The 14,612-nt window shown below is 69.2% G+C and carries 16 protein-coding genes; 9 read left to right on the forward strand and 7 right to left on the reverse strand.

What is annotated here, in order from left to right; genetic code table 11:
* Window positions 1-21: 21 nt before the first annotated feature.
* Window positions 22-780: an SDR family NAD(P)-dependent oxidoreductase gene (locus tag OHB04_RS04405; RefSeq protein WP_326686353.1), complete on the reverse strand. Its 759-nt coding sequence runs from the start codon at window positions 778-780 to the stop codon at window positions 22-24.
* 148 nt (window positions 781-928) lie between these two features.
* Between OHB04_RS04405 and OHB04_RS04410 the strand changes: the two genes are divergently transcribed.
* The 3 genes from OHB04_RS04410 to OHB04_RS04420 all read left to right on the forward strand — a co-directional run bounded on the left by OHB04_RS04410 (window position 929) and on the right by OHB04_RS04420 (window position 2,617).
* Window positions 929-1,582 carry a TetR/AcrR family transcriptional regulator gene (locus OHB04_RS04410; RefSeq protein WP_326806836.1) on the forward strand — a complete coding sequence of 218 codons (654 nt, stop codon included), beginning with the start codon at window positions 929-931 and terminating at the stop codon, window positions 1,580-1,582.
* A 401-nt stretch (window positions 1,583-1,983) separates the two neighbouring features.
* Window positions 1,984-2,151: a hypothetical protein gene (locus tag OHB04_RS04415; RefSeq protein ID WP_326689767.1), complete on the forward strand. Its 168-nt coding sequence runs from the start codon at window positions 1,984-1,986 to the stop codon at window positions 2,149-2,151.
* A 304-nt stretch (window positions 2,152-2,455) separates the two neighbouring features.
* Window positions 2,456-2,617 carry a hypothetical protein gene (locus tag OHB04_RS04420; RefSeq protein WP_326686356.1) on the forward strand — a complete coding sequence of 54 codons (162 nt, stop codon included), beginning with the start codon at window positions 2,456-2,458 and terminating at the stop codon, window positions 2,615-2,617.
* 6 nt (window positions 2,618-2,623) lie between these two features.
* Here the strand turns inward: OHB04_RS04420 and OHB04_RS04425 are convergent, their stop codons facing one another.
* The 3 genes from OHB04_RS04425 to OHB04_RS04435 form a co-directional block, all read right to left on the reverse strand.
* Complete coding sequence (locus OHB04_RS04425) at window positions 2,624-3,385, reverse strand: dienelactone hydrolase family protein (RefSeq protein ID WP_326806837.1); 762 nt, start codon at window positions 3,383-3,385, stop codon at window positions 2,624-2,626.
* 134 nt (window positions 3,386-3,519) lie between these two features.
* Window positions 3,520-3,933 (reverse strand): Tn3 family transposase, encoded by a 414-nt coding sequence (locus OHB04_RS04430; RefSeq protein WP_326806838.1) that lies wholly within the window; start codon window positions 3,931-3,933, stop codon window positions 3,520-3,522.
* A 60-nt stretch (window positions 3,934-3,993) separates the two neighbouring features.
* The gene (locus tag OHB04_RS04435; protein ID WP_326686359.1) at window positions 3,994-5,166 is read right to left on the reverse strand and encodes an epoxide hydrolase family protein; all 1,173 of its coding nucleotides are present in this window, start codon (window positions 5,164-5,166) and stop codon (window positions 3,994-3,996) included.
* Between the two features lie 103 nt (window positions 5,167-5,269).
* On the opposite strand from OHB04_RS04435, the gene OHB04_RS04440 reads away from it, so the two are divergent.
* Complete coding sequence (locus tag OHB04_RS04440) at window positions 5,270-5,845, forward strand: CGNR zinc finger domain-containing protein (protein ID WP_326686360.1); 576 nt, start codon at window positions 5,270-5,272, stop codon at window positions 5,843-5,845.
* Between the two features lie 287 nt (window positions 5,846-6,132).
* Here OHB04_RS04440 and OHB04_RS04445 read toward each other — a convergent pair whose 3' ends face one another.
* Window positions 6,133-7,191, reverse strand: coding sequence for an aldo/keto reductase (locus tag OHB04_RS04445; RefSeq protein WP_326686361.1), 1,059 nt, complete (start codon window positions 7,189-7,191; stop codon window positions 6,133-6,135).
* A 120-nt stretch (window positions 7,192-7,311) separates the two neighbouring features.
* Between OHB04_RS04445 and OHB04_RS04450 the strand changes: the two genes are divergently transcribed.
* Window positions 7,312-8,142, forward strand: coding sequence for a helix-turn-helix transcriptional regulator (locus OHB04_RS04450; protein ID WP_326806839.1), 831 nt, complete (start codon window positions 7,312-7,314; stop codon window positions 8,140-8,142).
* A gap of 178 nt (window positions 8,143-8,320) precedes the next feature.
* On the opposite strand, the gene OHB04_RS04455 is transcribed toward OHB04_RS04450, so the two are convergent.
* Window positions 8,321-8,470 (reverse strand): hypothetical protein, encoded by a 150-nt coding sequence (locus OHB04_RS04455; protein ID WP_326806840.1) that lies wholly within the window; start codon window positions 8,468-8,470, stop codon window positions 8,321-8,323.
* 14 nt (window positions 8,471-8,484) lie between these two features.
* On the opposite strand from OHB04_RS04455, the gene OHB04_RS04460 reads away from it, so the two are divergent.
* The gene (locus tag OHB04_RS04460; protein ID WP_326806841.1) at window positions 8,485-9,696 is read left to right on the forward strand and encodes an L-talarate/galactarate dehydratase; all 1,212 of its coding nucleotides are present in this window, start codon (window positions 8,485-8,487) and stop codon (window positions 9,694-9,696) included.
* 24 nt (window positions 9,697-9,720) lie between these two features.
* Here the strand turns inward: OHB04_RS04460 and OHB04_RS04465 are convergent, their stop codons facing one another.
* On the reverse strand, window positions 9,721-10,212 hold the full coding sequence (locus OHB04_RS04465) for a GbsR/MarR family transcriptional regulator (RefSeq protein WP_326806842.1): 492 nt from the start codon (window positions 10,210-10,212) through the stop codon (window positions 9,721-9,723).
* A 135-nt stretch (window positions 10,213-10,347) separates the two neighbouring features.
* Here OHB04_RS04465 and OHB04_RS04470 point away from each other — a divergent pair, with 135 nt between their 5' ends.
* The 3 genes from OHB04_RS04470 to OHB04_RS04480 are packed head-to-tail and all read left to right on the forward strand — an operon-like array spanning window position 10,348 to window position 14,531.
* Window positions 10,348-11,910 (forward strand): GMC family oxidoreductase, encoded by a 1,563-nt coding sequence (locus OHB04_RS04470; protein WP_326806843.1) that lies wholly within the window; start codon window positions 10,348-10,350, stop codon window positions 11,908-11,910.
* A 45-nt stretch (window positions 11,911-11,955) separates the two neighbouring features.
* Window positions 11,956-13,380: an aldehyde dehydrogenase family protein gene (locus OHB04_RS04475; RefSeq protein WP_326686366.1), complete on the forward strand. Its 1,425-nt coding sequence runs from the start codon at window positions 11,956-11,958 to the stop codon at window positions 13,378-13,380.
* Window positions 13,377-14,531: an amidohydrolase gene (locus OHB04_RS04480; protein WP_326686367.1), complete on the forward strand. Its 1,155-nt coding sequence runs from the start codon at window positions 13,377-13,379 to the stop codon at window positions 14,529-14,531. Before OHB04_RS04475 ends, OHB04_RS04480 begins: the two co-directional genes overlap by 4 nt.
* The last annotated feature ends 81 nt before the right edge of the window (window positions 14,532-14,612 follow it).

The raw sequence follows: 14,612 nt of genomic DNA on the forward strand, positions 1-14,612 counted from the left end.
TATGGGCCGTCGCCCGGTCACTCAGAGGAGGGCACCGCCGGAGACCTCGATGCGCTGGGCGGTGACCCAGCGCAGGCCCTCGGAGGCCAGCGTGGCGATGGCGTCGCCGATCTCCTCAGGTTCGCCGACGCGGCCTAGCGCGGTCTGTCCGGCCAGAACCTGGCGCATCTCGGCGTCGTCCCGCATCGCTCCACCGTTGAAATCGGTGGCGGTCGGTCCCGGAGCGATGGAGTTGACCCGGACTCCGCGCGGGCCGAGTTCTGCGGCGAGGGTACGGCTCAAGGCTTCGACGGCGGCCTTCGAGGCGGAGTAGACCGAGGTGGCGGGGCTGGTGTGGCGGGTCAGTGACGTCGAGACGTTGATGACGCGGCCACCTCGGGTCAGCAGCGGTACAAGTGACTGGATGAGGAAGAACGTGCCCCGGACGTTGGTGCCCATCACCGTGTCGAAGTCGTCGATCGTGACGCCCTCCAGCGGTCCGAAGATCCCCACTCCCGCGTTGTTGACCAAGATGTCGAGCCGCGAAGTACCCCAGCGCTCCAGCTGCTCGCTCAGTTCGGAGGTGAAGGACGTGAAAGAGGAGACGTCGCTGATGTCGAGCCGGAGAACAGCGGCAGTCCCACCCACCGCCTGCACCTGTTCCACCGTCTTCTCAGCCCCGGCCGCATCACCGCGGTGGGTGACCAAGACCCGCACCCCGCGTGTGGCCAGAGCGATGGCCGCGCCACGTCCGAGGCCGCGATTCGCACCGGTCACCAAAGCGATCTTATCGATCGTCATGAACTGTTCCTCCACCGCGCGGCTACCGGAATTCACCCGGCGCCACAGACAGGATGCGAGTCACTCGACTCGCCTTGCTCTCGTACCGTAAGCAGGACCATCGAGGCGAGTCAAGTGACTCGCCTCGGGTCTGCGGCATACTGTCCGCATGGCAGCAGAACTCTCCGCACACCACCGCAGACTCGCTCAGCAGAAACGCGAGGCGATCACCACCGCAGCCACAGAACTGTTTTTGGATCGCGGCTACGACGGCACCTCACTGGCCCGGATCGCCGAAGCGGCCGGGGTCTCGAAGTCCACCCTGTTCAAGCAGTTCCCCACCAAGGCGGCCCTCTTCGAGGCCATCGTCACCGAGTCCTGGCAGCGTGACGCCGGCGACGCTGCCGCGCGGCCACAGACCGGAGATCTGCGCTCCGGACTGACAACCGTCGGCCACCGCTATGCCGACCTGATCGGCCGGCCCGGCATGACAGCCCTGTTCCGGATCGTCATCGCCGAACTGCCTCGTTTTCCCGAACTGGGACGGATGCAGTTCCAGCTCGGCAAACTGCCCTACTTCACCTCCGTCCAGCGCTACTTGGAATCCGAGCACGAGGCGGGCAACGCTGATGTCCCGGACGCGGCGAGCGCCGCGAACCAGTTCCTCGGCATGATCGCCAACTACGTCCTGTGGCCCCGCATGCTGCTGACCGACTGGAACCCCGCAGCCTCCGACATCCACGACGCCGTCGAACAGGCCGTCCAGACCATGCTCGCCAGATACACCCCGACCCGCCGGCCTGACCCGAAGCCGGAACGTTGACACTGGCGCGCAATGCTCAACATCCGCGACGCCTCCACTCAGCGGCGCATGTCGGTAAACGGTGGCGAGCTCAAGCGGCCGGCGCGTCCGATGAACCCGTGCGATCCGGGGGTTCGCGGCGGCTCGAATCCAAGCAGATCCGATGGTGATCGCTGACAGGGTTTGACGACAGACAGGGTCCGATCCTCCGTACGGAAGGGGCCCTTCGGTGGCGAACCTGGTCTACAAGCGGGTCTCGACCGACCAGCAGTCGACCGCCCGGCAGAACCTCGTCCTGGACGAGGCCGGGGTCGAGGACCCGGTGGTCTTCGAGGAGGCCCCGGGCACCTCCAGCCGCCTCTCTCTCCCTCCAGCGCCCGAAGTTCGGCGAACTGCTCACCTACGCGCGGCCGGGCGACACCGTGCACATCTCCGAGATGTTCCGCCTCGTACGCGGCACCGGCCACATCCTCGACGTGCTCGACGTCCTCCACCGCGACCGCCTCGCCCCGCGCATCCACGACGGCGCTTCTCCGCGATGGACCTCACCACCCGCCACCCGCGCACCGGCGAACTCCTGCCCACCGTGAAGTTCACGGTGCAAACCCTCGCCGCCGCCGGCCAACTCCAGCGCGACCTCCAGCGTGAACTCACCTACGACGGACTGCGCGCCGCCGAGACCAAGGGCAGCAAGGACGGACGCAGCCCCGCCGTCCCGGCCGACAAGACCGACACCGTACGCACCACGTACCTGGAAGGCCGCTCCATCGCCGCCCTCGCCCACGAACACGGCGTCAGCCGCGGCGCCATCCGCACAGCCGTCGCCGACCTCATGCCCGACCACACCGCCATCAAGGAGGACGCCCCCGCCCCGGAGCTGCCGGTCACCCTCGCATGCCCGGCAAGGTCGCCGACGTCCTCCGCGCGGCCGGCCTGGAGCCCGCCGAGCGGGCCGCGCTCGACGGCGGCCAGGGTGTCCCGGCTGTTCCGGCCCAGCGCAAGGCCCGTCGCGAGTACGAGATCCGCGTCAGCACCCACGCACCGATCGGACCGTGATCGTTCTCAGCGCCAACCGCTGTACCGATGTTCCCCGAGGCCGTCCTCCGTCACGGGCAGGCACTCGGCGAGCAGGTCGACGACGTCGCGCCAGGCTCGCTGCGCGTGCTGTGGGTGGTAGCCGACACCGGGGACCATGGGGTGGTCGACCGGCGGGTGGTGGAAGGCGTGCAAGGCGCCGCCGTAGACCACGAGGCGCCAGTCGACGCCCGCGGCCTGCATCTCAGCGGCGAACGCGTTCCGTTGCGCGGGCGGCATGATCGGGTCTTCCGACCCGACCCCGGCCCACACCGGGCAGCGAATGCGCGCCGCCTCGCCCGGTCGGCCCGTGGTCGTTGCGTTGACCGTCCCGATCGCGCGCAGGTTGACGCCATCGCGCCCGAGTTCCAGCGCGATGGCGCCCCCGGTGCCGTAGCCGACGGCGGCTATCCGGTCGGGGTCGGTCCGCGGTTCGGTGCGCAACACGTCGAGCGCCGCGTGGCCGATGCCTCGCATCCGGTCGGGGTCGGCGAGCAACGGCATGCAACGGGCCAGCATCTCCTCGGGGTCGCCCAAATAGCGCCCACCGTGAAGGTCGAAGGCCAGCGCTACATATCCCAGCTCGGCGAGAGCATCGGCCCTGCGGCGCTCGACGTCGCTGAGCCCCATGCCCTCTGGTCCGAGCAGCACCGCGGGCCGGCGGTCGACACCGGCCGGGAGCGCGAGGTGCCCGATCATCGTCAAACCGTCGGCCGGATACTCGACCGTACGCGTCGTAATCGTCGTCATAAGTCTGGACTGTAGTGATCGTCGAGCCCGGTCCGGCCGGTGTTCTGCCGCTGGCAGAACAGCCCGGGTATCCCAAATACGGCGAGGGCTCACAAGAACCGTCACACCCCCCGCCCCCACGGCAGCGGCGGGGGTCAGGTCCTGCTCGCAGCGGGGTGAAGTCGACGTCGAGTTTCGGGTCGTACACGTCGGGCTGGATGCCGAGTTCGTGGGTGCTGTACTCGCCGAACCGGTTGATGTGCTCGGTCAGGTACGGCGAGATGTACGCCAGGTCCTCCAGGTCGATCCCCTCCCTCCTCCAGCAACTGCCGCACGATCTCCGCGATGTCCAGGGCGTTGTGGAAGATCACCGCGTTCGTGAGCAGGGCGTTGAACTTCATCGCCTTCTCCTGCTCGATGGGGTCGTTGTCGGCGAGGACGCCGCGATTGCCGAAGCCGATCCACTGGGAGAACCGGTTGAACGACTCGACCTTGTTGGTCGCCGCGGTCACCCGTCGGCGCAGCGGAGCGTCGGAGAGGTAGCGCAGCAGCTGGACAGTGCGGATCACACGGCCGGATCAGCTATCCGCGACTCCGTGCCGTGACCGAGTGCCGGCGCCCGGCCGCGTTCACCGATCAGCGGCCAGCACTGCCGCGAGGCCCTCTTGCAGATCTTTGACGAAATACTCGGGAACCTCCAGCGACGGGAAGTGTCCCCCGTTTTCGGGCGACCCCCATCGGACGATCTGTCGGTACCGCTCCTGCGCCCAGGGGCGCGGACACTTCTCGACGTCGCGAGGATACATAGTGAGTGCTGACGGGACGTCGACCCGAAGTTCGGGATCGAGCGAGTTGTGGCTTTCGTAGTAAATGCGGGCCGCCGACGCGCCGGTCCGTGTGAGCCAATACAGGGTGACGTCGTCGAGAATGCGGTCTCTGGAAATCGTCTCGAACGGGCTGTCTTCGGTATCTGACCACTCGGCGAACTTGTCAAGGATCCAGGCGAGGAGCCCGATCGGTGAGTCGACGAGCGAGTAGCCGATGGTCTGCGGTCGGGTCGCCTGCTGCTTCGCGTACGCCGCTCGGTGGCGCCAGAAATCACGGGTTTCCTCGGTCCACTTGCGCTCGGCCGCCGTCAGCCCGTCCGTTGTCAACCCGGGCGGCGCCTCCGCGAACGTTGTATGGATGCCGAGAACGTGTGCCGGGAATCTGCCGCCGAGAACCGTGGTGATATTGCCTCCCCAGTCGCCGCCGTGGGCTGCGAACTTGTCGTAGCCGAGCCTTCCCATCAGTTCCACCCATGCGGCTGCGATCTTTTCGGTTCCCCACCCGGTGGTGGCCGGCCTGTCGCTGTAACCAAAGCCTGGTAGCGACGGGACCACGACGTGGAACGCCGGCGCGTCTGCATCTTTCGGATCTGCCAGCTCGTCCACTACATCGATGAACCGAGCAATGCTGTCCGGCCAGCCGTGCGTCAAGAGCAGAGGAGTGGCATCCGCGCGCGCGGATCGACGGTGCAGGAAGTGGATTCCCAGATCATCAATGATCGTGCGGAACTGGCCGATCCGGTTGAGGCGCTCTTCGAACGACCGCCAGTTGTACCCGGTGCGCCAGTAGTTCACGACATCGACGAGGTCGGCGAGAGGAACGCCCTGTTCCCATCGGCGAGGGTCGGGCGCGGCGCGATGGACCGTCTCAGCCTCCGGCAGCCGCGCAGCGGCCAGTCGCGCGCGCAGATCATCGAGGTCAGCGTCAGTCGCGTGGGCTTCAAATGCTTGCACGTCGCCGGTTGGACGGGGCATGAGACCTCCTGGCCATCGTGGAGCCGGCTACGATCTATCGCGAACCGGCTAAGGAGGTTTTAGCAGCCCTCCGAGTCATGCTGCAACCTGCTAAGGTGGTTCTATGCGTACTGGGTTCCCTGACTTCCGCCTCGGTAGCGTGCTGGCGACGAGCTTCACGGGGACTCTGTCGGAGCGTCATGGCAACGCCGTGGAGCGCATTCCCACGCCGCACCGGCTCATCGACTGGCTGGCAGTGAACGGACTCGCCGTGGACTCCTGCACCACTGCCCAGCTCGACCTCGCTCGGGAACTGAGGGAGTCGATTCACGCTGCCGCGACAGCGGCGGCGATCCAGGACGCTCTCCCTGCGCCTGCTGTCCAAGTCATCAACGACTGCAGCGCTCAGGGTCGGGCCGCGGCGATCCTGACGCCCGAGGGCAAGCGGCGATGGCGGCTCAGCTCGGCTTCCCGCGTGGAAGATGCCCTCAGCGTGATCGCCGCCGACGCGATCAGCATCATCGCAGGCGAACGAGACGGAAAATTGGCCTTGTGCGCATCATCAAGCTGCCAAGCCGCCTTCTTCGACACCAGCCAAAGTCGCACCCGCAAATGGTGTGACATGAACACGTGCGGGAATCGTCAGAAGAGGGCGCGCTTCATTGCCAACCAGCGCAAAAACCTCAGATCAGCAGAGTGATCGCTACCTCGGTACAGCCAAGTGGGCCCCACGCCTGCGACGCATCTGTCGCGTTGGGTGCACCCCAACGGCACCGCTAAGAGCCATCCGTCGCCGTCGGTCCGTCGCCGTCGGAGGGCGCGGTGCGGGGCACAGTCACGCGGCGGCCGGAGCATGAGCCGTTCGGGCACCGCCCCACGACGCCGCTGGTGCGGGTACGCCGCATCGGTGCTCGGCGGCACGGCAGCAGTGTGCCGGTGATCGCGCCGAGGGCAGCGGTTGTGCTGCCCTCGGCGCTCGACCGGGTATCAGCGGCGGGATTCGATCTTCAGGTCGCCGCGGGTCACCACGCGCATCGCGTCCCCGGCGAGCATGTCGTGCGGGAAGCCGAGTTCGATCGCGCTGGCCTCGTCGAGGCGGGCCAGTTGGGAGGCGGTGAAGTCGACCTCCAGGGCGCCAAGGTTGTCCTCCAGCTGCGCGGGGGTGCGGGCGCCGATGATCGATGCCGTCACACCCGGGTTCTGCAGGGTCCAGGCCAGCCCGACCTGGGCGGGTGTGCGGCCCAGCTCCGTTGCGACATCCTTCACCACGTCCGCGATGGCGAAGTTGCGCTCGGTGAGCCCGCCGGTGGCGATGGTGAGGTTCTTGCGGGTGCTGTCGGCGACGTTCTCCGCGGTCAGGTCGTCGCGGCTGTACTTGCCGGTGAGCACCCCGCCGGCCAGCGGTGAGTACGGGACCACGCCCAGCCCCATCTCGCGTGCCATGGGGATCAGGTCACGTTCCCCGGTTCGCTCGATCATGTTGTATTCCATCTGGAGCGCGACCAGCGGCGACCAGCCGCGCAGGTCGGCGATCGCCTGCATGCGCGACACCTGCCAGGCCGGGGCGTTGCAGATCGCCACGTACAAGACCTTGCCCTGCCGGACCAGATCGTCCATTCCGCGCAGGATCTCCTCGACCGACGTCGTGGTGTCCCACACGTGCAGGTAGAGCAGATCGATGTAGTCCGTATTGAGCTGTCGCAGACTCGCTTCCACCGACGCGAACAGGCTCTTGCGGTGAGGGCCCCCGGAATTCGGGTCGCCGGGCCGGCGCAGCGTCGTGTATTTCGTTGCCAGCACCAGGCTTTCGCGGTTGTCGCGGGTGAATTCGCCCAGCAGGCGCTCGGAGCTGCCATTGGTGTAGGTGCTGGCGGTGTCGATGAAGTTGCCACCGCGCTCGATGTAGAGATCGAACAGCTTGCGCGCCTCGTCCTGCTCGGCGCCCCAGCCCCACTCGGTGCCGAAGGTCGCCGCGCCCAGCGCCAGCGGTGAGACCCGCAGCCCGGAGCGGCCCAGCAGCCGGTAGGTGTCGAGGGTGAGCGACATCTTGTCCTCCTGTGCTTGTGATCCGTTGTCGAAAACAAGCCTGTGACCGCCGCGAGTCGGGGATAAGGGAAAGAAGTTCCTGGGAACGCCAGTCCTACCCTGGCTGTAGGATCGAAGCTGATGACCCGCACCGTGGACACAACACAGGAGTTGGCCGCGTTCCTGCGGACCCGACGCGAACGCCTGGACCCGCACGATTTCGGCCTGCCCTCGCGTCGGCAGGCCCGGCGGACCCCGGGATTGCGCCGCGAAGAGGTCGCCGAACTGGCCGGGGTCAGCATCGACTACATCGTGCGGCTGGAACAGGCCCGCGGGCTGCGGCCCTCAGCGGACGTGGTGGAGGCGCTGGCCCGGGCGCTGCGCCTGCCCCCCGACGAACGCGCCTACCTCTTCGACCTCGCCCAGCAGCGCCACCGCAACGCCGACAAGCCCGCCACCGCTGCGGCGCCGCAGCTGGCCCGGCTGGTCGCCGACCTGTCGCCGCTGCCGGCCATGCTGATGAACCACCGCTACGACATCCTGGCCTGGAACAGCGAAATAGCGAAGCTGCTGATGGATTTCGACACCCTGCCGCCGTCGCAGCGCAATTCGATGTGGCTGTGCCTGATGTATCCGAAGATGCGTGACTTCTATGTCGACCGCGAACGCATCATGCGGGAGGGTATCGCCCACCTGCGCGCTGCGTGGGCCGCGCATCCGGAGGATCAGGCGTTGACCGACCTCATCGCCGAATTCACCACCGGTGACGAGGAATTCGCGCGACTGTGGGCCGAGCGGGACATCAAGGTCAAGGGCCGCGGGCGCAAGGTGATGCGGCATCCTGACGTCGGTGTGATCACAGTGCATTTCGAAACGCTTACGCCACTTCAAGACCCGGACCAGCTGCTGGTGATCTACCGCGCTGCGGACGATGAGAGCCAGTCGGCATTGGACCGGTTGTGCGCACGGTGATGTCGAACCGTCCATTCGCGCACTGAGCCGAACCGTCGTTCTCGTATGGCCGAACCGTCATTCCGGCGTGTTTTCGGAATCCATCGGTGAGATCAGGGCCGAAAGCAATGCCGGGATGCCGGACCGGCCGCGCCGGGCAGCGATCACCCTGTCACCGAGGACCGCGGTACGGGCAGGATCACGCGTCGGCGACCCGGCTCGCGCCCGCCTCCCCGAGGGCATCGACGTCGCCGTCGGCAACCTCGACGACGGCGGCCCCACGAGGCCGGCCACCGGGGCTGTCGGGGTGTGCGGGGTCTGTGCTGGACTTGGGGTCTCGCCTAGGCAAGGGAGAGCCCCGTCATGCCGCAGTCACTGCCGGACGATCCGGAGACGGCGACCACGCCGTCCACGGCAACCGGCGCCGCGCGCACCGCCGGTGAGTCGACGCTCGACCGGATCTCCTGGCTCCGGCTCTCCTCGGTCACCCTGCCGCTGACCAGCCCCATCAGTGACGCCAAGGTGTTCACCGGCCGCCAGAAGCCGATGACGGAAGTGGCCTTCCTCTTCGTCGAACTGGCCACCGAGCAGGGCCATGAGGGTCTCGGCTTCAGCTACTCCAAGCGGGCCGGCGGGCCCGGCCTGTTCGCTCACGCCGGTGAGATCGCCGGGAACCTCCTGGGTGAGGACCCCAGCGACATCGGAAGGCTGTGGACCAAGCTGATGTGGGCCGGGGCCTCGGTGGGCCGCAGCGGGCTGGCCACCCAGGCGATAGCCGCCTTCGACGTGGCCCTGTGGGACCTGAAGGCCAAGCGCGCCGGGCTGCCCCTGGCCAAGCTCCTGGGCGCCCACCGCGACTCCGTCCGCTGCTACAACACCTCCGGCGGCTTCCTGCACACGCCCACAGGGCAGCTCCTCGACAACGCCACCGCCTGTCTGGCGGGCGGCATGGGCGGCGTCAAGATCAAGGTCGGGCACCCCGACGGCAAGTGGGACCTGCGGCGCGTCGCCGCTGTGCGCGAGCGCGTCGGCGACGACGTTCCTCTCATGGTCGACGCCAACCAGCAGTGGGAGAGGCCGACCGCACAGCGCATGGGCCGGGCCCTGGAGGAGTTCGGCCTGGTGTGGATCGAGGAACCCCTGGACGCCTACGACACGCAGGGGCACGCCGCGCTCGCGGCGTCCCTCGACACTCCCGTCGCCACCGGTGAGATGCTGGCCGGCGTCGCCGAGCACTACGAGCTGATCCGCCACCACGCGGCCGACGTCATCCAGCCCGACGCGCCCCGCATCGGGGGGATCAGCCAGTTCCTCAAGCTCAGCGCGCTCGCCGAGCACCACCATCTCCAGCTCGCCCCGCACTTCGCCATGGAGATCCACCTCCACCTGGCCGCCGCCTATCCGATCGAGCCCTGGGTGGAGCACTTCGACTGGCTGGAGCCGCTGTTCAACGAGCGCACGCACATCGAGGACGGCCGGATGCACGTGTCCGCGCGCCCCGGCCTGGGCGTCACCCTGAGCGAGCAGGCTCGCGCCTGGACGACCGCGGACCACGAAGTGGGCACCCGCCCCTGACGCACCCGCTCCTGAAAGGGAAGGTCACGGCTGCGCCGTGCGGGACTCCCGGGTGGCGGTGTACTCCGAAAGCAGGGGCTCAAGACGGCTCACCATGAACTGGTAGTACTCACGCATCTCGTTCAGCCGGTCCCGCTGCATCGCCGACATCCCGGCGCCTTGTTCCCGCGCGCGTTCGGCGAGCTCGCGCAATCGCGTCGTCGATGTGACGACGTGTTGCAGGCACCCGGCCCACGCGTCGTTCCGCCAGCGGTAGACGTAGTGGCGCTGCCCCGCTTCCTTGTAGCGCTCCACGGTGCCGTTGGCGATGAGCAGCCGGGTCATCTCCGAGGCCGACCCCTTGCTCGCGTCGAGGGCGTCTTGGAGTTGGGCCAGGGTCATCGGCTCCTCGCTCAGCATCAACAGGCCGGCTGCCCGGCCGGCCATCCGTGGCCAGCCCATCGCCCGGCCGACGTGCAGGCCGAACTCCTCGACAAGCGCATCGTGGGCGTCGACGCTCTCGGCCGCCTGGGACACGGGGGCCTCCAAAGAGTCAAGGAAAATTGAACGTTCAGTCTTGACTGAACTAACGCTGGGGCGGAGAGTACCAGCTCACAGCCTTCGGCCAGCACCGAGGCCCGCGTCTGATCACCCTATGGCGGGAGAAAAGAAATGACGAGCGTCGGTTGGGACGTCATCGTGGTGGGGGCGGGATCCGCCGGCGCCGCGCTCGCGGTCCGCTCCGCAGAGCAGGGGAAGCGGGTCCTGCTGCTGGACGCGGGCCCCGACTACCGGTCGGCGCAGATGCATGAGGCATGGCGCTCGCCGAACCCGGCGGTCGCGCTGATGGACCCGGCGGCGGCGGAGGGCCTGCTCTGGACGGGGCTGAACTCCTCGCGCACCGACAAGCAGCGGCAGGCGCCCTACTGGCGGGGCCGGGGTGCCGGTGGCAGCTCGTCGGTCAACGGGCAGATCGCCATCAGGCCCCCGATGGCGGACTTCGAGGGCTGGTCGGGGCAAGGGTGTTCGGGGTGGTCCGCGCAGGATGTACTGCCGTACTTCGCCAAGCTGGAGGACGACGAGCAGTTCGGTGACGAGCCGTACCACGGCCGTGGGGGGCCGACGCCGATCCACCGGATGCCGCAGGAGGAGTGGGGCGGGGTCGACACAGCGCTGGCCCGGTCCGCTCTCGCCGCGGGGTTCGGCTGGGCTCCGGACGTCAACGCCCCGGACGCCACCGGAGTCTCGCCCTATCCGATCAACTCGCGTGACGGACGGCGGGTGTCGGTCAACGACGCGTACCTGGAGCCCGCTCGGGACCTGAACCCCCTCACCGTCCGGGGAGACGCCCTGGTCGACCGGGTGCTGTTCGAAGGGAACAGGGCAGTCGGGGTCCAGCTGGTGTCCGGCGGGCGGGTGGTGACCGAGCACGCCGACACGGTCGTCCTCAGCGCCGGCGTCATCCACTCCCCCGCGATTCTTCTGCGCTCGGGCGTCGGCCCGGCGGAGCACCTGCGCACGCTCGGCATCGACGTGCGCCACGAACTTCCGGTGGGCCTCGGGATGCAGGACCATCCGATGGCGCTGGTGTCGATCCCCCTGACGGACGCGGCAGCCGTCAAGTCGCCGCACGACCGGCACACCAACGTCTGTGTCCGGTGGACCAGCGGCCCCGGCGCCCCGCAGAACGACGTGATGTTCGTGTCGCTCAACCAGAACGTGCTGGCGATGGCCACCGCCTCCACCAGCACCGGTTCAGGCGCTTTCGGGGTCTGGCTGAACCAGAACCACTCCCGGGGCGTGCTGCGGCTGACCTCGACGGACCCCGAGGACCAGCCGCTGGTGCGGCAGCGGATGCTGTCCGACGAGCGGGATCTCGCCCTCCTGCGCCACGGCGTACGCACGCTGGTCGGTCTGGCGCTCCGGCCCGAGGCGGCGGCCATCACGGAAGGCTCCGTCGAGAAGGAGAACGAGGCCCTGTTCGCCGTCCTGGACAGCGACAGCCGACTCGACGGCCATCTGCTGGACACGGTCGTGGACGCGCAGCACGGCACCAGCACCTGCCGGATGGGCGCTGCCGACGACCCCGGCGCGGTCGTGGACAGCGAGTGCCGCGTCCTCGGCGTCGAGGGCCTGCGCGTGGTCGACGCCTCGGTGTTCCCCTCCGTGCCGCGCGCCAACACCAACCTCGCCACGATCATGGCGGGGGAGCTCATGGCCGACCGGATCGCCTGATACAGCCGCGTCCGCCCGTTCCCCGTACCGAAGGAGACCCTCCCGGTGAAGACCTTGCAGAATCTGATCGGCGGCAGTTGGGAGGACTCCCTGGGTGACGCGCTGCTCGATGTCGTCAACCCCGCGACCGAGGATGTCATCGCCCACATCCCCGGCGGCTCACCGGAAGACATCGGGCGAGCGGTGGCCGCGGCCGAACGGGCCCAGCCCGCATGGGCGGCCCTGCCGGTGGCCGAACGCGTCGCCCGCATCTCGGCCTGGGCCGACACGGTGGCCGGGCACGCGGAGGAGCTGGCCGAACTGGAGTGCCGGGAGATGGGCAAGCCGGTCGGCGTCGGCCGCACCTTCATCGAGGGAGCGGTCGCCGGTCTCAAGGCGTCGGCCGCCCAGGCACTGTCGTACAGCTTCGAGGAGACGGTCGACCACCCCGACGGCAGCTCGACACGGCTGCTTCGCCATCCCCTGGGGGCCGCCGCGGTGATCACGCCGTGGAATTTTCCGGTCACCATGGTTCTCGGCGCGCTGGGCCCGCTGCTGGCAGCCGGCAACACCGTCGTCGTCAAGCCCTCGGAGCGGTCGCCGCTGTCGGCCGTACGGCTCTTCGAACTGCTGGACCTGCCGCCCGGCGTGGTGAATCTGGTTCTTGGCGACGCACGTGCCGGAGCACCGCTGGCCGAGCACGAGCGGATCCAGCTCGTGCACTTCACCGGGTCCGTCGAGGCGGGCCGGCAGGTCGGCGCGCGCACCGGCGACATGCTGCGCCGCGCGGTCCTCGAACTCGGCGGCAAGGACCCCGTCGTCATCGACTCGGGGGTCGACCCCGTCTCGACGGCGGCGGCCGTCGCGTTCGGCGCCTTCATCAACACCGGTCAGATCTGCACGTCCATGGAACGCGTCTACGTGCACCAGGACGTCGCCGACGAGTTCGTCGCCGCCCTGGTGGAGGAGGCGGAGGCCTACGCCTTCGGCGACGGTCACGACGAAGGCGTCATGATGGGGCCGCTGGTCGACGAGCGTCAGCGCGGCATCGTCCGGCGCCACGTCGCGGACGCCGTCGAGCGCGGTGCGACGATCCGCGCGGGAGGAGCCGAGCCGGACGGCAAGGGCTTCTTCTACCCGGCCACGGTGCTCACCGGTGTGGACGAGTCGATGCTGGTGATGAGCGAGGAGACCTTCGGTCCGCTCGCGCCGGTCGTGGTCGTCTCCTCCTTCGAGGAAGGCCTGGAGCGCGCTTCCCGGTCCCGCTTCGGGCTCGGCGCGACGGTCTACACGGACGACCCCGCTCACATGGCCGCCGCCGCCCGGATTCCCGCGGGCGTCGTCTGGATCAACCAGTGGCAAGGCGGTGGCCCCGAGCGCCTGTACGAACCGGCCGGTGACAGCGGGCTGGGCGCCACGGGATCGACCGCGGCCTATGACGCGGCCACCCGCCCGGCCTCCGTCCACCTCGCCGCGCGGAGCGCCTCGTGAGCGCCGCGCCGAGGGACCCCAAGAGCGTGATCGAGCGGCGGATCCGGGCCGCGGAGGCCGGCCTGGTCGGCCTGTCGCACCGTGTCCACGCCCACCCGGAGTTGGCGTTCGAGGAGGTCCGGGCCAGTGCCTGGGTCGCCGAGGAGCTGAGCGAGGCCGGGTTCGACGTCGAACACGGCTGCTACGGGCTGCCCACCGCGGTACGCGCCAGCGTGGGCTCGGGGCCGCTGCACATCGCCGTCTGCGCGGAGTACGACGCCCTGCCGGGGATCGGCCACGCCTGCGGGCACAACGTCATCGCCGCCGCCGCGGTGGGCGCCGGGCTGGGACTCGCCGGGCTCGCCGACGACCTCGGGCTCACGGTCACGGTGCTCGGGACACCGGCCGAGGAGGGCGGCGGCGGCAAGGCCTTGATGCTCGGACGCGGAGCGTTCGACGGGCTGGACGCCGCCATGATGGTGCACCCCGCCGCCGTCGAGATGACGGCCATGCCCGGCTCGGCGGTCTCCATGTTCGACGTGTCCTACCGCGGCACACCAGCGCACGCGGGCGCCTACCCCGAGCAGGGGGTCAACGCCGCCGATGCCATGACCGTCGCCCAGGTGGCCATCGGCCTGATGCGCCAGCAGACCACGGGCACGGACCGCGTCCAGGGCATCGTCACCGAAGCCGGCAGCGCGGCGAACGTCATCCCGGACGCCAGCCGTGGCCGGTGGATCGTCCGTACGGACGCCCTGGAGGCGCTCGCACCCCTCACGGCGCGCGTACGGCGCTGCTTCGAGGCCGGGGCGCTGGCCACCGGATGCGAGCTGTCGATCACCCCGGCCGGCCCCGACTACGCCGACCTGCGCCCGGACCCCGGGCTCCTGGCCCTGTACCGGGCCAACGCCGAGGCACTGGGCCGCACCTTCCCGGACCTGCCCGGCGGCGCGGCCGTCGGAGCCGCCACCGACATGGGCAACGTCTCCCACGTCGTGCCGGCCATCCATCCCATGCTCGGCCTCGACTGCGCACCCGCGGTCAACCACCAGCCCGAGTTCACCGCCGCATGCGTCACACCGGCCGCCGACCGGGCCGTCACCGACGGCGCCCTCGCCATGGCCTGGACCGCCGCCGACCTCGCCGCGCGCACAGAGCCCGCGCACGCATAGGGTCCGCGCACGCGGGGAGTCCGCGCCGCACGCGGGGAGTCCGCCTCGTGGGCATGGATCCGCGCGGGCAGCGGGACGCAC

It is taken from the genome of Streptomyces sp. NBC_01775 (assembly GCF_035917675.1).
Lineage (GTDB): Bacteria > Actinomycetota > Actinomycetes > Streptomycetales > Streptomycetaceae > Streptomyces.